Annotated in this window: 21 protein-coding genes and 1 pseudogene; 13 read left to right on the forward strand and 9 right to left on the reverse strand. The window is 28.5% G+C overall.

Annotated features, from left to right (window positions below; translation table 11 throughout):
- Positions 1 to 264 precede the first annotated feature (264 nt).
- Positions 265 to 936: pseudogene (locus L8X27_RS08015) on the forward strand (methyl-accepting chemotaxis protein); the annotation flags it as partial.
- Positions 937 to 946: 10 nt separating this feature from the next.
- Here L8X27_RS08015 and lon read toward each other — a convergent pair.
- Both lon and bamD read right to left on the reverse strand, forming a co-directional pair.
- Entirely contained in the window at positions 947 to 3,325 is a 2,379-nt protein-coding gene (lon, locus tag L8X27_RS00650; protein WP_263671414.1) for an endopeptidase La, read from the reverse strand.
- Positions 3,325 to 3,981, reverse strand: coding sequence for an outer membrane protein assembly factor BamD (gene bamD / locus L8X27_RS00655; RefSeq protein ID WP_263680955.1), 657 nt, complete (start codon positions 3,979 to 3,981; stop codon positions 3,325 to 3,327). Before bamD ends, lon begins: the two co-directional genes overlap by 1 nt.
- 175 nt (positions 3,982 to 4,156) lie before the next feature.
- Between bamD and fliW the strand changes: the two genes are divergently transcribed.
- The 5 genes from fliW (at position 4,157) to L8X27_RS00680 (ending at position 6,698) form a co-directional block, all read left to right on the forward strand.
- Entirely contained in the window at positions 4,157 to 4,552 is a 396-nt protein-coding gene (gene fliW / locus L8X27_RS00660) for a flagellar assembly protein FliW (RefSeq protein WP_012661666.1), read from the forward strand.
- A complete protein-coding gene (locus L8X27_RS00665) occupies positions 4,552 to 5,280 on the forward strand; it encodes a pyrroline-5-carboxylate reductase (RefSeq protein ID WP_263660964.1) in 729 nt (242 codons plus the stop codon). The genes fliW and L8X27_RS00665 overlap by 1 nt, the downstream gene beginning before the upstream one ends.
- On the forward strand, positions 5,277 to 5,573 hold the full coding sequence (locus L8X27_RS00670) for a hypothetical protein (RefSeq protein ID WP_263660963.1): 297 nt from the start codon (positions 5,277 to 5,279) through the stop codon (positions 5,571 to 5,573). The genes L8X27_RS00665 and L8X27_RS00670 overlap by 4 nt, the downstream gene beginning before the upstream one ends.
- A complete protein-coding gene (locus L8X27_RS00675; RefSeq protein ID WP_263660961.1) occupies positions 5,557 to 6,285 on the forward strand; it encodes a prepilin-type N-terminal cleavage/methylation domain-containing protein in 729 nt (242 codons plus the stop codon). The genes L8X27_RS00670 and L8X27_RS00675 overlap by 17 nt, the downstream gene beginning before the upstream one ends.
- A gap of 98 nt (positions 6,286 to 6,383) precedes the next feature.
- Complete coding sequence (locus L8X27_RS00680; protein WP_263659083.1) at positions 6,384 to 6,698, forward strand: hypothetical protein; 315 nt, start codon at positions 6,384 to 6,386, stop codon at positions 6,696 to 6,698.
- Here the strand turns inward: L8X27_RS00680 and L8X27_RS00685 are convergent.
- The 6 genes from L8X27_RS00685 to L8X27_RS00710 all read right to left on the reverse strand — a co-directional run bounded on the left by L8X27_RS00685 (position 6,691) and on the right by L8X27_RS00710 (position 11,547).
- Positions 6,691 to 7,326 carry a MarC family protein gene (locus tag L8X27_RS00685; RefSeq protein WP_263659084.1) on the reverse strand — a complete coding sequence of 212 codons (636 nt, stop codon included), beginning with the start codon at positions 7,324 to 7,326 and terminating at the stop codon, positions 6,691 to 6,693. The genes L8X27_RS00680 and L8X27_RS00685 overlap by 8 nt on opposite strands.
- A 53-nt stretch (positions 7,327 to 7,379) precedes the next feature.
- The gene (rpsR, locus tag L8X27_RS00690; protein ID WP_039618521.1) at positions 7,380 to 7,640 is read right to left on the reverse strand and encodes a 30S ribosomal protein S18; all 261 of its coding nucleotides are present in this window, start codon (positions 7,638 to 7,640) and stop codon (positions 7,380 to 7,382) included.
- Positions 7,641 to 7,650: 10 nt separating this feature from the next.
- Positions 7,651 to 8,181 (reverse strand): single-stranded DNA-binding protein, encoded by a 531-nt coding sequence (locus L8X27_RS00695; protein WP_263671410.1) that lies wholly within the window; start codon positions 8,179 to 8,181, stop codon positions 7,651 to 7,653.
- 3 nt (positions 8,182 to 8,184) lie between these two features.
- On the reverse strand, positions 8,185 to 8,559 hold the full coding sequence (rpsF, locus tag L8X27_RS00700; RefSeq protein WP_133318789.1) for a 30S ribosomal protein S6: 375 nt from the start codon (positions 8,557 to 8,559) through the stop codon (positions 8,185 to 8,187).
- 89 nt (positions 8,560 to 8,648) lie between these two features.
- Entirely contained in the window at positions 8,649 to 9,614 is a 966-nt protein-coding gene (gene holA, locus L8X27_RS00705; protein ID WP_263660088.1) for a DNA polymerase III subunit delta, read from the reverse strand.
- 1 nt (position 9,615) lies between these two features.
- A complete protein-coding gene (locus L8X27_RS00710) occupies positions 9,616 to 11,547 on the reverse strand; it encodes a VacB/RNase II family 3'-5' exoribonuclease (protein ID WP_263671409.1) in 1,932 nt (643 codons plus the stop codon).
- 107 nt (positions 11,548 to 11,654) lie between these two features.
- Here L8X27_RS00710 and ilvC point away from each other — a divergent pair, with 107 nt between their 5' ends.
- The 5 genes from ilvC to L8X27_RS00735 are packed head-to-tail and all read left to right on the forward strand — an operon-like array spanning position 11,655 to position 15,760.
- On the forward strand, positions 11,655 to 12,677 hold the full coding sequence (gene ilvC, locus L8X27_RS00715; RefSeq protein WP_012661655.1) for a ketol-acid reductoisomerase: 1,023 nt from the start codon (positions 11,655 to 11,657) through the stop codon (positions 12,675 to 12,677).
- 10 nt (positions 12,678 to 12,687) lie between these two features.
- On the forward strand, positions 12,688 to 13,743 hold the full coding sequence (locus tag L8X27_RS00720; protein ID WP_263671415.1) for a divergent polysaccharide deacetylase family protein: 1,056 nt from the start codon (positions 12,688 to 12,690) through the stop codon (positions 13,741 to 13,743).
- A complete protein-coding gene (locus tag L8X27_RS00725) occupies positions 13,730 to 14,497 on the forward strand; it encodes a DNA-protecting protein DprA (RefSeq protein WP_263660085.1) in 768 nt (255 codons plus the stop codon). The genes L8X27_RS00720 and L8X27_RS00725 overlap by 14 nt, the downstream gene beginning before the upstream one ends.
- Entirely contained in the window at positions 14,494 to 14,880 is a 387-nt protein-coding gene (gene ruvX / locus L8X27_RS00730; RefSeq protein WP_220567240.1) for a Holliday junction resolvase RuvX, read from the forward strand. Before L8X27_RS00725 ends, ruvX begins: the two co-directional genes overlap by 4 nt.
- Positions 14,867 to 15,760, forward strand: a complete 894-nt coding sequence (locus L8X27_RS00735) for an RsmB/NOP family class I SAM-dependent RNA methyltransferase (RefSeq protein WP_263664422.1) — start codon at positions 14,867 to 14,869, stop codon at positions 15,758 to 15,760. Before ruvX ends, L8X27_RS00735 begins: the two co-directional genes overlap by 14 nt.
- A gap of 187 nt (positions 15,761 to 15,947) precedes the next feature.
- On the opposite strand, the gene rpsO is transcribed toward L8X27_RS00735, so the two are convergent.
- Positions 15,948 to 16,220: a 30S ribosomal protein S15 gene (gene rpsO / locus L8X27_RS00740; protein WP_012661650.1), complete on the reverse strand. Its 273-nt coding sequence runs from the start codon at positions 16,218 to 16,220 to the stop codon at positions 15,948 to 15,950.
- A 184-nt stretch (positions 16,221 to 16,404) separates the two neighbouring features.
- Here rpsO and L8X27_RS00745 point away from each other — a divergent pair, with 184 nt between their 5' ends.
- Together L8X27_RS00745 and flhA are read left to right on the forward strand one after the other, a co-directional pair.
- A complete protein-coding gene (locus L8X27_RS00745) occupies positions 16,405 to 16,809 on the forward strand; it encodes an Rrf2 family transcriptional regulator (RefSeq protein ID WP_220567238.1) in 405 nt (134 codons plus the stop codon).
- Entirely contained in the window at positions 16,802 to 18,961 is a 2,160-nt protein-coding gene (flhA, locus tag L8X27_RS00750) for a flagellar biosynthesis protein FlhA (RefSeq protein WP_133318796.1), read from the forward strand. The genes L8X27_RS00745 and flhA overlap by 8 nt, the downstream gene beginning before the upstream one ends.
- Positions 18,962 to 18,970: the final 9 nt, after the last annotated feature.

Consider the following 18,970-nt stretch of genomic DNA (forward strand, 5'->3'; position numbering starts at 1 on the left):
TTGGTGTTTAAGAATGCTTTATCAAGAGAACTTATGGACTTGAGTTTAAATAGTCAAAATAAAAATTTATTAAAATTATCTACAGATTTAAATGCTATCATTAAACTTATGAGGAAAGTTTTTGGTGATATTAAAGTTATTTCTAATACAGCGCAAAAAAATGGTATCGAGATTGGTGGCTTACAAGAATCAATTGGTTTTATGATGCAAGTAGCCAATGAAAGTAAAAATGCTGTTGATACTTTTGCTTCAAATTCTCAAAACATCAATGCGATTGTTGAAGTAATTAGGGATATTGCAGATCAAACTAACCTACTTGCTTTAAATGCAGCTATTGAGGCAGCTCGTGCGGGAGAGCATGGTAGAGGTTTTGCGGTAGTTGCAGATGAAGTAAGACAACTTGCTGAAAAAACACAAAAAGCAACAGGTGAAATTACTTTAGCAATTCAAGTAATGAATCAAGAAATAGGCTTAATACAAGAAAATAGTGAGAAGGTTTATGGTATAGCTAGTTCTTCTGATGCTAAAATTTTAGATTTTAGCCAAGCTTTTAAAGATCTTGAAGGAAAGAGTTTGCATTTAGGAGAAGATTTTGTTAATTTTGCATCTGATTTAACTCTTTCTGCTATGAAAATAGATCATATATTATATAAATCTGATGTTTATTTAACTCTAAATGGTTCTCAAGAAAATCTTCAAAATCTAGATCCTATTTCAACTTTATGTAAAGATGAAGATGCAAAAAGCATTTTCTGTCCTTTAATTCCTCCTAAAGAATTAGAGTCTAAAAGTGAATTTATTCAAAATGTAGCTAACAAAGCAGTGAAGCTTTCTAAAAAGGAAAGCATTTCTAAAGAGGATTATGATTGTATTATAGAAGATATACAAAATTTAGAAAGAGAAAGTAAAGCTATTATAGATAAATTAGAAGCTTAAAGCTTCTAATTTAGATAAGAGCTATTTTTAAAACTTCTTGTAAATTTTTTACCCCAATAATTTTCATATTTTTTACTACTTCTTCAGGAATATCTTTTAAATCTCTTTCATAGTTTTTATGTGGGATAATGGCTGTTTTAATATCAGCTTTATAAGCAGCAATAAGTTTTTCTTTTAAACCACCTATTGGTAGAACATTGCCCATTAGATCAATTTCTCCAGTCATTGCAACATTTGATTTTACTTTCTTGTCGCTAAAAATAGAAGCGATGGCTGTGGTAATAGTTATGCCTGCACTTGGTCCGTCTTTTGGAGTGGCTCCATCTGGTACATGAATGTGAAGATTGTATTGATTATATATGTTTTCATCTTCTTTGTAGAAAAGTTTCTTTGAGACTTTAATTTGTTCATCATCGATTAAATTCTTAACAAGACTTTGAGCAATTTTTGCTGATTCTTTCATCACATCACCTAAGCTCCCTGTTAAAGTTAGATCACCCTTGCCTTTGATTTTAATGGCTTCGATTTTCAATACATCTCCACCTACCGCAGTCCAAGCAAGTCCATTTACCTGTCCGATTTTATTTTCTTTTTCGTGCTTTTCTATTTCAAAGACTTTTTTACTTAAAAAATCTTTTAAATTTTTATCATTAATTTCAATATTTTTAATATCTTTTTCTAAAAGAAGTTTTTTAACACATTTTCTACAAATTTCAGCAATTTTTCTTCTTAAATTTCTTACACCTGATTCTCTAGTATATTCATTTACTATTAATTCTATAGCATCATCACTAAAGCTTATTTCTTCTTTTTTTAATCCATGTTTTTTTATTTCATCAGGTATGAGATAGTTTTTGGCTATTTGGAATTTCTCTTGAGGGGTGTAAGAGCTAAGTTCTATAAATTCCATTCTATCTTTTAGAGCAGGTGGAATTAAACTTGCATCATTTGCAGTAGCTATGAAAATGATTTTGCTTAAATCGATGTTGAAATTTAGATAATAATCTCTAAATTTAGTATTTTGTTCAGGATCTAAGATTTCAAGTAAAATTGCACTTGGATCTCCTCTATGATTGCGACTTAGTTTATCAATCTCATCAAGCACAACTACTGGGTTGCTTTGTTTTGCTTCTATAAGTCCTTGTATAATGCGTCCTGGCATAGCTCCTATATAGGTTCTTCTATGTCCTCTTAGTTCATTAACATCTTCTAAACCACCTAAAGCTATGCGCACTAACTCTCTTTTTAATGCCTTTGCGACTGAATTTGCTAAAGAAGTCTTGCCAACACCAGGAGGGCCAACTAAGCACAAGATGACTTTTGCACCATCTCTATCTTTAATCTTGCGTTTTTCTAAAAGTTCTTTAACTGCAAAGTATTCTTCAATACGCTCTTTTGGTTTTTCTAGGGCATAGTGATCACTATTGAGTTGTAAAGATACATCTTTTAAATTTAGTTTTTTCTTTGAGGAGTGCTCAAAAGGTATATCTAAAACCGTTTCTATGTAAGTTTGCACCATAGAAGCTTCTGAATTATCTTGATGAATTCTTTCATATTTTTGAATTTGCTTTTTGATTTCTTTATAAGCCTCTTCATACATAAAAGCTTTTTTCTTTTCTAATTTTTTATTATATTCCTCTACTTCGCTTTCTTTTTGTATATCGCTTCCAAGCTCTCTTTGAATTTGTTTGAGTTGTTCTTTTAAAAAGTATTCTTTATTAACCTTGTCAATTTTAGAATGAACTTTATTTTTGATTTCTTTTTGGATTTTATTTGCTTCAATTTCTTTAGCTAAATAATCAATTAAATTTAAAAGCTTGGTTTCTAAATTAGTTTCGATAAAAAATTCATAAGCTTGTTGTTTTTTGATTTTAATAGAATTTAATATTAGATCACAAATTCTGCTAGGCTCGACATCTTCTTCTATAGTTCTTAAAAGATCAGGTGGAAAATAATGACTCACAGTCGATAAAGCTTTGGCTTTTTCTCTAACTACTTCTATAATAGCTTCTTTTTTTGTATTACAAATTGGCTCTTGATGAATTAAATCAACTAAAGCATATAAAGGATCATCCGAAATTCTCTCAACAATCTTGGCTTTTGCATATCCTTGGAATAAAATTTTAATCCTGCCATCAGGCAGTGGAACTTTTCTCATAATACTCCCAATGACACCACAATCATATATATCATCAAAGCCACGCCCACCTTCAATTTTTGATGGTGCCACAAAAATCATACTTTCATTTTGTAAAGCGGTATCTAAGGCTTTAATATTTTGCATATCATTTAAAAAAATAGGTGTTATCATAAAAGGGTATAAAAAAAGCTCATCTTCTACAAGAATGGGAAGTTTTGTTGGATAGTTTTGAGTATTTTCTAATTTCATTACATTATACCTTCTTCAAATATTTTTCTATACCATGGAAGTTCTGGTTTAATCATATCGATTTTATTAAAATCGGAATTTTCGATTTTTTGCTTATAAATCTCATAGCTTTGCTCTCTGTTTTTTTTCTGATATAACTCTGCTATACTTGCATCAAGGTAAAAAACTGCAAGATTAAATTTAGTTAGCATAGTATCGATTAAATCATTATATTGTACATTAGGATAGTTTTGATTATATTCTTTGATTTCTTCTATTGTTTTTAGCATTAAAGCTTGGTTACGATTTGGAACAGCAAAAGAGTCAAATTTAGCTTTGATTTTTAAATATCTTATATAAGCTACATTTTTAGAATCACCAAATTTGTTTAAATATTCATCAAGATAAAAATTTGCCATTTCATATTCTTCTTCACTAATATGAGCTTGAGCTAATATAAGTAAAGTTTGTTCTAATAATGGATCAGCAATATGTTCACCTGCCATTGAAGTATAGTGTTTATCAGCTGCTTCAAGATTTTTTTCTTGTAAATCTTTTATAATTTGTTGATACCATTCCATAGAACTTAGATTATATAAATCTTCAGCTTTTTTCGAGCTACATGCTCCTAAAAATAAACCTGCAATAATAAGTGAAAAAATAAAAAGTTTTTTCATTGTGTTACCTTATAAATTTAATAATTGTAATTATAATGTTTTTATGTTTATGAAATTGTTAATTTTTAAAACTAAAATTATAGTCAAAAACTCTTAATTAGTGTAATTTTTAAAATTGGAACTAAAATTGCTTAATGAGTTGTAATTTCTTAGTCAATAGATTTTAGGAGGCAAGATGAACTTAGAAGTTAAATGTCCTATTTTAGGTTTTGAAGATACCAAAAATATGAATTTTTATAAAATAGACGAGGTTTTTTATAGACTTAAAAGCCTTGATGGTAAAGATTTTTCTTTTGTGATGATTGATCCTTATATGATCCGTCCTGATTATGATTTTGAAGTGCCTGATTATTATCAAGAATTATTAGCTTTAAATGAGCAAACTAATTTTGGTGTGTTTGTTATAGTGGCTATTAATGAGCCATTAGAAGAATCTACGGTAAATTTTTTAGCACCTGTTGTGATGAATTATGATAATAACTCTTTAGTGCAAGTGATTTTAGATACAAGCAAATATCCTAATTATTTTCAGTCTGAAAAGATTTCAGCTTTTATTAAACAAACAAAATAATGTCTGAAATTTATATTTTAGGAAATGGTGCTATGGCAAGTGCTATAGCTAAAGGTTTAGAGGATACTTATAAAGTAGTTATTGTTGCTAGGGATTTAAAAAAAGCCAGTGGTTTAAATTTAAAAGTATTATCGTATGATGAGTTTGATATGGATAATAAAAATATTATTTTGGCTTTTAAACCTTATGCATTAGAAGAAGTAGCTGTTAAATTAAAAGGCAAGGCAAGATGGCTTATTTCGGTTTTAGCAAACACTACTTTTGAGCGGCTTCATTGTATTGATGCACAAAATTATGTGAAAATTATGCCAAATACAGCAGCCGAATTTAAAGCTTCTACAACTGCTTATTTAATGGAAAAAGATTTATTTAAAGATGAAATTTTATCTTTGCTAAATACTTTTGGTAAAGCCATAAGTTTGCAAAATGAAAAAGAATTTGATATAGCTATGGTTTTGAGTGGTTGTGCTCCTGCATTTTTGGCTTTGGTAGCAGAAAGTTTAGCTAATGCAGGTGTGAAAAATGGTTTAAAAAATGAGCTTAGTTATGGGCTTACTCGTGCAAGTTTTGAAAGCTTTAGTGCTTTGTTTAATCATGCTCATCCTGCTATTATTAAAGAAAAAATTTGTTCTCCAGCAGGAGTAACTATAAAAGGAATTGAAGCTTTAGAAAAAAGAGCTTTACGCGGTGCCTTTTTTGAAGCTTTTAATGCAAGTTTAAATAAATGAAGCAAGCTTTTAGTCTCCTAGAGCTTGCTTTTTGTATTGTAATTTTATCTTTTATTTTTGGATCTTATTATCTTGTATTTGCAAATAAATCTTTAAATGCTATATGGCAAAATCAAACCCTTTTTAATGAAGAAAAAGAATTGCTAAAGAAAATTCCTTCATATAAAGCAAAAGAGATAAATATAAATAATTACAACTTTTTAGAATACACTAGTGATGAATTTAAACTCAAATCTTTAAAAATAAAAGATTTATCCTATAAAGAAGCTTTTGTAGATGAAAAAGGCTTTTAGTTTATTGGAACTTGCGTTAAGTCTTGTTATTTTGGGTATTTTGATTACTATTTTAATTAATCCAGCTATGTATATTTATAATTATAGTTTTAATGTTAAAAAATCTAGTGAAATATTTTTTGATTTAAATCAAGCTTTACTTAGCATGGAGAAAATTTATAATTCTTGCTTGAATGCAATATTTACAAGTAATTCTTTTGAGTGTTATATGAGTGCAAATGATGATATTTTTTATGATTTGTCATTAAAAAAATTAAACTTCAGTGGTATTATTTTAGAAAATAATGAAAGTTTTTTTAGCCCAAAAAGTAATTTGTATTTTATAGAAAATGGAATTTCTGAAGGAATTTTGAGCAATTATAAAGATATGCATAGTATGAAGAAGTTGAAAATATACACTAGTGATTATATGTATATTTATGATATAAAAAATTCAAAAATCTATAAAATATTAGTTGATGATAGAGAAAAAATCAATTTTTTTGATGAGAGTTTTAGCGGATTTTATACTATTTTATATGCTTATATTAAGGTGTATTTGAAAAATAAAAATATTTATATGCAAATTGATGATTTAAATCATAACAAACAAGTATTTTTATTAGCTCAAAATATTTCAAAACTTATTTTCAAGCATGATGGCGAGTTATTAAAAATTACAATTTGCAGTAATACTCAAAATAGATGTTTAGATAAATGGATGCTTTTGTGAAAAAATCATTTGCAATGATATATACAATATTTTTTATTTTATTTATTTCTTTTATTATGGCGTTTATAATAAAAATTTCTTCATATCCACCAAGAATTATGAAAGATTTAGCGCTTTATACTCAAGGAAATATTTTACTTCATGATGCAAAAGAGTTTGCTAAATATTTTTTATATCAAGCCTATTTGGAGGGTAAAGAATGCTTAAGTGAATATAATTTTGAATATAATAATATAAAAATACGAATTGATTATGCTTATCCTTTGGGTGAATGTAAAAATAATAAATTAATTGCAAAGTATGTTCATGCAAAAAGTATTGTAGCGGTAAATATTAGTGTGTTGTTAAATACCAATAAAGCAGTAAATGAAGAAGTGTTTTTACAAAAAAGTTTTTTTATTTATCCTAGGTAGATTGAATGTAAGTTTGAATTCCAATAGCTATCATTTTTACTCCCATAGCCATAATAAAAACTAAAGCAATGCGTGAAAAAACATAAAGCACAAGCTTACCGATAACTTTTTCAATAGTAGCTGAAAAGTGAAATAAAGCAAAAATAAAAGCAAAAGTAAGTAATACAGAAGCTATGGCTATAGCTAAATTTTGATCTTCTGAAATAACTACTATGGTAGAAAGTGTTCCAGGTCCTACAAGCATAGGAAATGCCATTGGCACTATACTTTTTTTTAATAATTCTTTGTGGCTTAATCCTTGATAGTGTTGAAATTGAGTGCTTGATGGGGTGAAAAGTAGATTTTTTGTACTCATAATGATTAAAATCAAACCACCTGCAACTCGTAAATCATTAATATCTATTTTAAATAAATATTTCATGATAAATGGTCCAGAAAGTAAAAAAACTAAAACAATACAAAATGCAGTGTAAATGATATTTCTAAAAAGTTTTTTTCTTATATCAGCATCTAGACCTTCAGTCATTGCAATAAATTGTGGAAGATTTCCAAAAGGATTTAAAACTGCTATAATAGCAACGGATGCAAGTAAAATAACATAAATTTCAGATTCTATATCTGAAAACATAAAACAACCTTTTTATTTTCCCAAGCTTAAAAAGCTTGGGTTTGATTTAATAATTATAGTCCTTCAAAAGGATTGGTAACAACTTCTTTTCTATCTACGATATAAGGGATAAGTGCTACATGTCTTGCACGCTTAATAGCAACTTCAACCATTTCTTGGTGTTTTTTGCTAGTGCCTGTTAAACGGCGTGGCATGATTTTAAATCTTTCTGATAAAGCATGTTTTAGCAATGCTGTATCTTTATAGTCTATAAAATCAACTTTAGCTTCAGTATATTTACAATATTTGCGTGAGTATTTTCTTTTTTCTGCCATGTTTTTTCCTTTAAAATGGTAATTCTGTATCATCATCATATTTATCAATATCAATTTCCTTCATAGGGGCTTCCTTTTGAGGATTTTGATAGGTATTATTAGATGAATTTGTTTTAGTTTGTACTTGAGCATAAGGATCAAAGCTTTGTTGTTGATTAAAATTTTGATTATAACCATAATTTTGATTTTCAAAATTACTTTGTTGATTATTTTGTACAGTTGAACCTAGCATTTCTAAATTTTCAACTTGAATACTATGCTTTGATCTGTTTTGTCCATTTTGATCGCTCCATTGCTCAAATCTCAAACGACCTTCGATTAAAATTTTACTACCTTTGTTAAGGTATTGATTAGCAATTTCTGCAGTTCTTCCAAAAAAGCTAATGTCGATAAAGCAGGTTTCCTCTCTTTTTTCTCCTGTATTTGTACTAAATCTTCTTGTTACAGCTATAGCAGAAGAGCCTATTGCGCTACCTGATGGAGCATAACGCATTTCTATGTCCCTTGTAAGATTCCCTACTAAAACGACTTTGTTAAACATTAATTAGCCTTCTGTGCTTTCACTAGCTTTAATTTCTTTTTTATTTTGTTTGATACCCTTGCTTAGTCTTTCCCAAGCTGCAATTTCTTTTTTATTTTCATATTTTACGATTAAAAATCTGATTACTTCTTCAGTGATTCTTAATACCCTTTCAAGCTCTGCTATTAAATTTGTAGGAGCTTTGAAATAAATCACAAAATAAGTTCCTCTTTCGTATTTTTTAATTTTGTACGCAAGTTTTCTTGTTCCCATTGGAACTACGCTTTCAATTTCTGCGCCATTTTTTGTAAGGACTTCTTTTACGAATTCCAACTTAGCACTTACTTCTTCTTCTGTAAGTGTTGGTTTTAATATGAATAAAACTTCATAATGTCTCATTTAATTTCTCCTTATGGATATAAAGCCTAAAATTTTAGGCAAGGATTTGCATAAAATGCAAATTTCATTTTACCATAAGTTTTCTTAATTTAACTTTTTAATATGGAGCTAAGTTGTAAAAGTGTTGCGATTAAAAATTCTTTTTTTTCTATTTTAGAATTCTTTTTTAATTCATATTCGCAATTACAAAGTGTCAGAAAGATATTTTTGTATTGTGATATTTTGATCATAAGAGCTTGTTTTTGAAGATTTTGTGCCACAGAAATAGGTGGAGCATAGCCTAAAATTTCTTTTAAGTCTAAATTTCCATAAATTTTAATATGTAAAGCTATTTTAAAAAGTCTAGAAAAATTTGCATATAAGGCATTAATCAATGCTATTTCATTATAATTTTCTAAAATATTTTCAAGTTCGTTTCTTAAATCTTGTTTTTGCATTAATTTATCAAAAAAACTTTCAAAGCTAATAGTACTTAAACTATAACAATGCTCTTGGATGATTTTTTCATTGATATTTAGACCACTAAATTTATTTAACTCATTAGCCGCTAAATATAAATTTTCATTAAAATTATAAAAAAGAGCATAAAGGGCATTTTGAGTAATGTTAATATTTAATTCTTTAGCTTTTAAAGCTAGTAATTCCATGCCTTCCTTAGCTGAATTTACTTTATAAAATCTACAAAAATTATTAGCAAAAATTTTCTCCGCTTCACTTTGTTTGGAGCTTTCATCATAAATTTCAAGTAAAAAATAATTATCTTGCGAATTTTGACAAAGCTGTAAAAGTTGCTTGAGTTCTTTACTTGAGATTTTCTTTTGAGTTTTGATTTCTAGCAGTTTTCTCTCGCTAAATAAAGAAGCGCTAGATAAATAATCATATGCTTGCTTAAAATCATATTCTTCAAAATAAAATCTTAAACTCTCATCAAAAGAGTATTTGTCTTTAATAAATTTAGTATAAAGCTCTATTTGGAAATTATCCGCTCCATAAAGCAAGAAATAATTGGGAAAACTATTACCATTAAGTAAGCTTTGGAGTTGATTTTTATACATTTTAGTTTCTTTCTAAACTAAAATGCTTGGTAATTTTGCCAAAAATTTTAGCACTAACAATATCTACTTCAGTGATTTCTACTTCTACATTTTCTAATAAATTTGCCCTTGAACCTATGATGGTAATCAAAGCTCCCTTAATTTCATCATTTAATTTTACTTGCAATGAACTTTGATTTTCTACCACTAAAGCCTTAAATCTTTTTCCTATATTTTCTTTTGCCCATCTTGCAAATTTTCTATCCATAAAATGCCAAGCAACCTTATCTGCTTCTCTTTCTAATAAACTTAATTCCTCGCAAGTACTTTGTATATTTAAAAGCAAATAATTAAACATTTTTTCATCATTGTTGATTTTAGCTTTTAAAAGTCTATGCAATATAAGATCAGAATATCTTCTAATAGGACTTGTAAAATGGGTATATTTATCAAAACCTAAGCCAAAATGCCCTGCATTTTCACTAGAATATTCTGCTTTTTTTTGCGCTTTGATGATGAGTTTATCTACTTCTTCTCTTATATTTAGCTCATTTGCTAAGACTTGAATGTCTTTAAATAATTCTATGACATTATTTTTAGGATTAATATCTATACTAAGTGTTGAAAGATCAGCTAGCAATTGATCTATTTTTTTATAATCAGGATTTAAATGATTTCTAAAAACTCCTATATCAATGAGTTTTGCTGCAGCTTTATTAGCTAAAAGCATGCAATCTTCGATTAAATTATGCGAGGCAGTGTCATTTTCAAGGCGTGTTTTTATGAGTTTATTATTTTCATCTAAAGTCATTCTTAGCTCTTGGGTTTTAAACTCACAAGCATTTTTTAATCGTTTTTTTCGTAAATTTTGAGTGATTTTGAAAACCTCATAAAGCCAATTGATTGTGCCTAAATCTTCTTGCTTTTGTAAATACTCATCAACTTCATCGTAATTAAAACGGCGTTTTGAGTTGATAATAGCCTCAAAAAGCTCTTCTTTAATCACTTCATTGTTTTGATCTAAGCTTATTTTAAAACAAAATGCTAACCTATCTTCATTAGGTTTTAGTGAGCAAATATTTTCGCTCAAAGCTCTTGGTAACATAGGTATAGCAATATGAGGAAAATAAATCGAAAAACCCCTCGATCTTGCTTCTTTATCAATAGCACTATAAGCATGCACATAAGCACTTACATCAGCTATGGCTACATAAATAGCATGCTCATTTTTATCATAATAAATTGCATCATCAAAATCTTTTGCATCAATTGGATCAATGGTACAAAAATTTAAATTTCTAAGATCTTTTCTTGATGGATACATACTCGCATCAACTTCATTTCCATAAGCTCTTGCTTCATTTTCACATAAATTATCAAAAACTGCATTTTTATTAAAAAGTGCTAAGGAAATTTTTTCATCTACAAAATCATCATCAATATGCCCTATCACTTCAGTGATATTATTATCATGATTTTCTATTTTTAAAATAGTTCCTAAAGGTAGAGTTTTTAAGGATTTTTGAGAGGCTTTTAAGGCACATGTGAGTCCTGTTTGAATATTTACTCCAAGGACTGCTTCGCCGTATTTTTTAGTTATAACCAAAGAAGTTTCATGGGCTCTTTTAAGTATTAAGATAACTTTAGCACTTGGACGCTTTTTTTTAAGAGGAAGTAATTTTGCCACAACTATATCAGCATAATTTGCTCCTTTTAAATTTTTATTTTCTATGAGCAAATCACGCTTAAAAACAGGATCAAAACTTTCTAAAAATCCCGTTCCATTAGCTGAAATATCAATCTTACCAAAAGTAAAGCCATCTTTTAAATAGTATTTGTTTTTATAAAATTTAATGATATCGCAAGTTAGTAACTCTCTAATGATTTGCTTGCTTTTATTGGTAATTTCATCAGCATTTAGACCATAGCTTAGTTGATTAAATAATTCTTTCATAATACTCTTTATAGTAATTTTTCAAAACTTAAATTTTATCATAAAAGGATTAAATTTATATTTTTTAGTTATAATCTTTGCTTTAATTTTAATTTTAGGAGTGCATAATGGCTGTGTCAATTTATTATGATAAAGATTGTGATATTAATTTAATAAAATCAAAAAAAGTAGCTATTATAGGTTTTGGCTCTCAAGGTCATGCTCATGCTATGAATTTAAGAGATAGTGGTGTAGAAGTGATCATAGGCTTAAAAGAGGGTGGGCAAAGTTGGGCAAAAGCTCAAAAAGCAAATTTTATAGTAAAAAGTGTAAAAGAAGCTACTAAAGAAGCAGATTTGATTATGATTTTAGCTCCTGATGAAATTCAAAGTGAAATTTTTAATGAAGAAATTAAACCTGAATTAAAAGCAGGTAAAACTCTAGCATTTGCACATGGATTTAATATCCATTATGGACAAATTGTTGCTCCAAAAGGTATAGATGTGATTATGATAGCTCCTAAAGCTCCAGGTCATACTGTAAGACATGAATTTAGTATAGGCGGGGGTACTCCTTGCTTAATTGCTATCCACCAAGATGAAAGTAAAAATGCTAAAAATTTAGCTTTAAGTTATGCTAGTGCTATAGGTGGTGGTAGAACAGGTATTATAGAAACGACTTTTAAAGCTGAAACTGAAACAGATTTATTTGGCGAACAAGCGGTGCTTTGTGGAGGACTTAGTGCTTTAATCCAAGCTGGTTTTGAAACCTTAGTTGAAGCAGGGTATGAACCTGAAATGGCGTATTTTGAGTGTTTGCATGAAATGAAATTAATTGTAGATTTGATTTATCAAGGTGGTATTGCTGATATGAGATATTCTGTTTCTAATACTGCTGAATATGGAGATTATATCACAGGACCTAAGATTATTACCAAAGAAACTAAAGAAGCTATGAAAGGTGTTTTAAAAGATATACAAAATGGAAGTTTTGCCAAAGATTTTATCTTAGAAAGAAGAGCGAATTTTGCAAGAATGCATGCAGAGCGTAAATTAATGAATGATTCTTTGATAGAAAAAACAGGACGCGAACTTCGCGCTATGATGCCTTGGATTAGTGCTAAAAAATTAGTTGATAAAGATAAAAACTAATTTGAAAACTATAAATAAAAAATACAAAGTGCTTTTAGCGCTTTGTCTTGTTGTAATTGGAATTTTTCTTTTTGCATTTGGAGCTTTGTTTTTAAAAAAAGAAGAAAATAAAGGTTTAGATTACAATCAAACAATAAACAAAAAAGAACCATTACCTATAATAGAACAAGAAAATAATTTTAGTTTTAATGATATAAATTTGACTTTAGAAAATGAAAATTTAGAATTTTTAGATAAAAATATTAGTGAAATTTTAAATTTAAACCCTGTAAATACAGAGTTAAATCAAACTAAAGAAGATAATCAAACTTCAATTTTAGAAGTAATAGATCAAAATACAAGCAAAGAATCAAAAAATGTAGAGCAAAATATATCAGATAAAAGCGAGGATAATAAAACTCAAATTCTAGTACAAAAAAATACCAAGCCTCGTCTAGCAATTATTATAGATGATATGGCAAGTCACACTCATGTAGATATGCTTAAAAAAACAAATTTAAAATTAATCCCATCTTTTTTTCCACCTGATAAACGCCATCCTTATACAGCTGAGTTTGCAAAGGATTTTGACTTTTTTATGGTGCATTTGCCTCTTGCTGCTATAAAATATGACAAGGCAGAATTAAACACTTTACACCCTAGTGATGATATGGAAAAAATAAGCAAGCGCATTGCTTTTGTAAAAGAACAATTTCCAAAGGTAAAATTTATTAACAACCATACAGGAAGTTTATTTACTGCAAATAAGCAGGCTATGGAAAAATTATTTAATGCTTTTAAACAAAATGATTTTATTTTTGTAGATTCAAGAACCATAGGAAATTCTAAAGCTAAAAATTTAGCAAGTCAATTTAATCAGCCTTATATAGCTAGAGATGTTTTTTTGGATAATGAAGATGATATAGCATATATTAAAAATCAACTCAAACAAGCAGTAGAAGAGGCAAGAAAGAAAGGTTTTGCTATAGCTATTGGTCATCCAAGAGAAAAGACTTTTAAAGCTTTGGTGCAAAGTAAAGATTTGTTAAATTCAGTTGAACTTGTATATTTAAATGAAATTTATTGAGAATATTGAAGATTTTAAAAATCTTTTAAATCCACCTTCAAAGATTTATTATAAAGGCAATTTAGAGCTTTTAAATGCTAGAAAAGTAGCTATTATAGGTTCTAGAAAAATGAGCGTTTATACTAAAAATTGTCTCATTGAGTTAGTATCTTTGTTAAAAAAAACTAAGGTTTGTGTAGTAAGTGGTGGGGCTTTGGGTGTGGATATCCAAGCAGCTAAAATAGCTTATCCTCAAACTATAGCCATATTTGCTAATGGACTTGATGAGATTTATCCAAAAGCTAATACAAATGAAATTTTAAATATTTATGAAAATGCATTAGCTTTAAGTGAAAATGAAGCAAAATATAAAGCAAAGCCATATGATTTTTTATTAAGAAATAGGCTTATTATTGCTTTAAGTGAGGTTGTTATAATAGCTCAAGCTGATTTAAAAAGTGGTTCTATGCAAAGTGCAAGGCTTGCTTTGAGTATGAATAAACCTATATATGTATTACCTCATAGGAAAGATGAAAGTGAAGGAACAAATTTACTTTTAGCCACAAAAAAAGCAAATTTAATTCATAATTTTGAGGAATTTGCAAAAATGTTTGGAGAGCTTTATCAAGAGCAAAGTGAGGATGATTTGTTAAGCTTTTTAAAGCATGAAAATGATTTAGAAAAAGTTTTGAAAAAATTTGGTGATAGAGTTTATGAATATGAACTTGAGGGTCTGGTGGAAATTTCTGGAGTGAAAATAAGAGCTTGCATATGAATACTTTAGCGTTAGATATAGGTTTAAAGCGTATTGGTGTTGCTTTGTGTATTAATAAAAGCATGGCCATGCCGCTTGAAGCTATCATTAGAAAAAACCGCAATCAAGCAGCAAATGAGGTAAAAAAATACATTAAAGACTATGATGTAAATACTTTGGTGGTAGGAATTCCTTTGGGCGGATCTAGTGAAGATGAAATGCGAAAAAGAATAGAGCATTTCATATCTTTACTTGATTTTGATAAAGAAGTTTTTTTTGTTGATGAGAGTTTTAGCTCTAAAAACGCACAAGAGCTTGGTGTAGTGAATTTAAAGAAAAAAGATGGCAAACTTGATTCTTTAGCTGCATATTTATTTTTAAAGGATTTTTATGGCCTTGCTTGATTTAAATACAGCTTTAGATGAAATTTATACAAAAGAGCAAAAAGAACAAATCCTTCAAAGTTTTAATCAAGAAAAATATCTCAATATTTTTAGAAATTCTTTGCTTATTGACAATGAAAAACTAGAAGAAATTCTAAATGAAAAAAATATAAAATTTGAAAAAATTGATTTGTATTGTTATAAAATACCTACTATTTTTAAAAGTAAATTAAGCTCAATGAATGCTTTTAATGAGGGTAAGTTTTATATACAAAATTATTCTTCGTATTTATGTGCTAAAACTTTGGGTGTTAAAGCTGGTGAGAATGTATTAGATATGTGTGCAGCTCCTGGTGGAAAAAGTTTAAATTTGGCCAATTTTATGCAAAATGAGGGTTATTTAGCAAGTTGTGAATTATCTAAAACACGCTTTTTTACCTTAAAAAAAACTATGGAAAATTATCAAGTTAAAATTGCAAAATGCTTTTTAAAAGACGCACGCACTATAGGTAAAGCTTGTCCTTTGAAATTTGATAAAATTTTGCTTGATGCGCCTTGTTCAACTTTCGCAAAAATGGGTTTTGAAATACAAAAAAACACAAAAGAAATTAAGCAAATAGCAAATTTACAAAAAAAACTTTTACATTCAGCATTACTAGCCTTAAAACATGGTGGGGAATTGGTTTATAGTACTTGTACATTTTTAAGAGAAGAAAATGAAGCTGTTTTAGAAAATGCGTTAAGAAGTGAAAATTTTAAATTAGAATTACTAGATTTTGATTTATTAAATGTTAACTTCATTAATGCAAAAAGTGATGATTTTGACTTGTCATTTGCCAAAAGAGTTTTACCAGATAATTATGCAGATGGGTTTTTTATAGCAAAAGTGAAAAAACATTAAAAATCAATAAAATTAAATGTGAAAAATATTTTTACTCATAAAACTTAAAGTGCTATTTTTAGATACTTAGAAGCTAAAATCACATCGTGAAACTCTTGTGAATAAAATATTGAAATTTTGAAAACTTAAATTAAAGAAGTGGTAAATAACTAAAATAAAATATATTAAAGATAAATAAGCACGAGGCTTATTTATCTCTTAAATTTAATTCGCTGATTAATTTAGAATAAGCTTGATAATCTTTTCTTTTTAGATAAGATAAAAGTCTTTTTCTTTGACCAACAAGCTTTAAAAGACCTAAACGAGAAGAAAAATCTTTTTTGTAGATTTTTAAATGTTCTGTTAAATCTGAAATTCTTGCACTTAAAAGTGCGATTTGAACTTCTGGAGAACCCGTATCTCCTTCTTTTCTAGCAAATTTTGCAACTATTTCTGCTTTTTTAGCCGAATCTAAAGCCATAATAGACCTCCTGAGCGGTATTTAAAATAAAAAGTGCAATTATAACTAAAAAAACAAAAAAAATGCTGAAATTTAAAAAATAAGAAATTTAATATTTAACAACACATATTTTTGATATAATTAAAATTTTTATTTAAAGTTAAAAATAGATATTGTTTATTAATATTTCAATGAAAGGAAAAAAGTGTTATTTACCAAAGCTAGCGAATATGCTTTATTGTCTTTAATTCATATAGCAAAATCCCAAGAACCACAAGATGTAGATACTATGTCAAGTGTTTTAGATATACCAAAAAGTTTTTTAGCAAAAATTTTACAAGCACTTGCTAAAGACGCACTTTTGAAATCTTATAAGGGTGCTAAAGGTGGATTTATGCTTGTTAAAAAGCCAAGTGAATACACTTTAAAAGAAATTATTAATAGTGTAGAGAAAAAATCTATCAATGTATTTGAGTGTAGTAATGGAATTTGTCCTTCGCAAAAAGAAGAAAATTGTAAAATTATGCCTGTGTTGGTGAAGCTTCAAAATAAGATAGATGATTTTTTAGTTTCTATTACTCTAGAGGATATTATTCAAAATAATGGCTAAAAGGGATATTTTTAGCTTAGTATTGCCTTGGATTGCTCCACTTGTTGCACCTATTTTAAAGGCAAAGAGTCTAACTATAGTAGCTGTAATTATTGCAATTTTAGCTATTATTATAGTACCTTTACCAAGTATAGTTTTAGATTTTTTTCTTGCTTTAAGTATAGCAATTTCAGTTTTAATTATTTTAATTTCTTTATATATACCAAAACCTACAGATTTAACAACTTTTCCAACTATGATTTTAATTATTACGCTTTTTAGACTTTCACTTAACATAGCTACAACGCGTATGATTTTAAGCGAGGGTCATCAAGGTCCAGCTGCTGTTAGTGATATAGTGGCAAGTTTTGGTGAATTTGTTGTTGGTGGAAATTATGTTATAGGTATGGTTGTTTTTTGTATTTTAGTTTTAATCAATTTTATGGTTGTAACTAAAGGTAGTACAAGGGTTTCTGAAGTTCAAGCAAGATTTACCCTTGATGCAATGCCAGGTAAGCAAATGGCTATTGATGCGGATTTAAATGCAGGTTTGATTGATGAAAAAACTGCACGCGCAAGACGCCAAGAAATCATAGCTGAAGCAAATTTTTATGGAGCAATGGATGGTTCTTCTAAATTTATAAAAGGGGATGCTGTTGCTGGGATTATTATCACCATTGTAAATTTAATTGGTGGGTTTATGATAGGTTATTTTCAGCATGATATGGAGCTTGGAGAATGTGCTTCAACTTATACTATATTAACAATAGGTGATGGACTTGTTTCTCAAATTCCTGGACTTATAACTTCAACGGCAACTGCAATTATCATCACGCGTGCTAGTAAAGATGAGGATAATTTTGCTGAAGGTTCTATCAATCAGCTTTTAGGGGAATACAAAACTTTATTAATTGTGGGCTTTGTTTTATTTATATTTGCTTTAGTACCAGGCTTGCCACATTTTTCTTTGGGCTTTATGGCTTTGGTGTTTTTAGGACTTGGTTATATGATAAAGCAAGTGCAAGAAGGTAAAATTCAAATCAATGCAATTTCAGCTAAAAAGTCTCAAGAAACCCATGAAGAAGAACAAGCTAAACCTCAAAAACGCAGCGAAGAAGAAATCTTAAAAGAAGAAGAAAATAAAATCACAGATATTTTAAAATTAGAAATTTTAGAATTAGAATTAGGTTATGGACTTATCAAACTAGCAGAAAGTGAATTAACAGAGCGTATTAGATCAACAAGACGCAATATAGCTCAAAGTTTAGGTTTTTTAATGCCAAAAATTAGAATTAGAGATAATTTGCAATTAAAACCAAATGAATATACTTTTAAACTCAAAGGTGTAGGTATAGCTAGTGCTGAAATTTATCCCGATAAATATCTAGCTATGGATAGTGGTTTTATCACTGAACCTATCGAAGGTATAGCTACTAAAGAACCTGCTTTTAATTCTGATGCTTTGTGGATAGAATCATCCTTAAAAGATGAGGCAACGCTAAATGGTTATATTGTAATTGATCCAGCAAGTGTGATTTCAACCCATATGAGTGAGCTTATAAAAGCTAATGCTTCAGAGCTTTTAACTAAACAAGAAGTGCAAAATTTACTAGATAAAATCAAAAATGATTATCCTATCGTGGTAGATGATTGTTTAAGAGTTGCTAGTATAGGTTTGATTCAAAAAGTTTTAAAAGCTTTACTTAAAGAGCATATTCCTATTAAAGATATGCTTACAATTTTAGAATCAATTAGTGATATAGCTGAAGTAAGCAAGAGTTTGGATATGATTATTGAGCATGTAAGGGCTTCTTTAGCAAGAGCAATTACAAATTTATATGTGGATGAAAAAGGGCAAATTAGCTTTTATATTTTTGATGCTGCTGCGGCTGCAAAATTAATGGAGCATGTGCAGTTTAAAGATGGTTCGTATCATTTAATGATAAATGTAGCTCAAACCGGCGCTTTAGTAGAAGCTTTAAAAGCTGAACTTGCAAGTGTGGCAAATACAAGAATTAAGCCTTTCTTGCTTTGTGTTGAGCCGCAACTTAGAAAATTCATTGCTGATATTTGTTCTAATTTTGGTATTAATATTACGGTCTTAAGTTTTGCTGAGATTGCAGAAAATACCAAGTTTGAAACAGAAGGTATCATAAAAGTTGATAATTTATAAAGGAAAAAT

It is taken from the genome of Campylobacter sp. CNRCH_2015_1657, assembly GCF_025772685.1.
GTDB classification, from domain to species: Bacteria; Campylobacterota; Campylobacteria; order Campylobacterales; family Campylobacteraceae; genus Campylobacter_D; species Campylobacter_D lari_D.

Bases quoted from the DNA above. Each gene is read 5' to 3' on its own strand.
- rpsR (WP_039618521.1), bottom strand. From the start codon at position 7,640: ATGGCAGAAAAAAGAAAATACTCACGCAAATATTGTAAATATACTGAA.
- L8X27_RS00680 (WP_263659083.1), top strand. From the start codon at position 6,384: ATGAAAGATTTAGCGCTTTATACTCAAGGAAATATTTTACTTCATGAT.
- L8X27_RS00695 (WP_263671410.1), bottom strand. From the start codon at position 8,181: ATGTTTAACAAAGTCGTTTTAGTAGGGAATCTTACAAGGGACATAGAA.
- L8X27_RS00670 (WP_263660963.1), top strand. From the start codon at position 5,277: ATGAAGCAAGCTTTTAGTCTCCTAGAGCTTGCTTTTTGTATTGTAATT.
- L8X27_RS00685 (WP_263659084.1), bottom strand. From the start codon at position 7,326: ATGTTTTCAGATATAGAATCTGAAATTTATGTTATTTTACTTGCATCC.
- flhA (WP_133318796.1), top strand. From the start codon at position 16,802: ATGGCTAAAAGGGATATTTTTAGCTTAGTATTGCCTTGGATTGCTCCA.
- L8X27_RS00725 (WP_263660085.1), top strand. From the start codon at position 13,730: ATGAAATTTATTGAGAATATTGAAGATTTTAAAAATCTTTTAAATCCA.
- fliW (WP_012661666.1), top strand. From the start codon at position 4,157: ATGAACTTAGAAGTTAAATGTCCTATTTTAGGTTTTGAAGATACCAAA.
- rpsF (WP_133318789.1), bottom strand. From the start codon at position 8,559: ATGAGACATTATGAAGTTTTATTCATATTAAAACCAACACTTACAGAA.
- L8X27_RS00710 (WP_263671409.1), bottom strand. From the start codon at position 11,547: ATGAAAGAATTATTTAATCAACTAAGCTATGGTCTAAATGCTGATGAA.
- L8X27_RS00665 (WP_263660964.1), top strand. From the start codon at position 4,552: ATGTCTGAAATTTATATTTTAGGAAATGGTGCTATGGCAAGTGCTATA.
- ilvC (WP_012661655.1), top strand. From the start codon at position 11,655: ATGGCTGTGTCAATTTATTATGATAAAGATTGTGATATTAATTTAATA.
- ruvX (WP_220567240.1), top strand. From the start codon at position 14,494: ATGAATACTTTAGCGTTAGATATAGGTTTAAAGCGTATTGGTGTTGCT.
- bamD (WP_263680955.1), bottom strand. From the start codon at position 3,981: ATGAAAAAACTTTTTATTTTTTCACTTATTATTGCAGGTTTATTTTTA.
- L8X27_RS00735 (WP_263664422.1), top strand. From the start codon at position 14,867: ATGGCCTTGCTTGATTTAAATACAGCTTTAGATGAAATTTATACAAAA.
- L8X27_RS00675 (WP_263660961.1), top strand. From the start codon at position 5,557: ATGAAAAAGGCTTTTAGTTTATTGGAACTTGCGTTAAGTCTTGTTATT.
- rpsO (WP_012661650.1), bottom strand. From the start codon at position 16,220: ATGGCTTTAGATTCGGCTAAAAAAGCAGAAATAGTTGCAAAATTTGCT.
- lon (WP_263671414.1), bottom strand. From the start codon at position 3,325: ATGAAATTAGAAAATACTCAAAACTATCCAACAAAACTTCCCATTCTT.
- holA (WP_263660088.1), bottom strand. From the start codon at position 9,614: ATGTATAAAAATCAACTCCAAAGCTTACTTAATGGTAATAGTTTTCCC.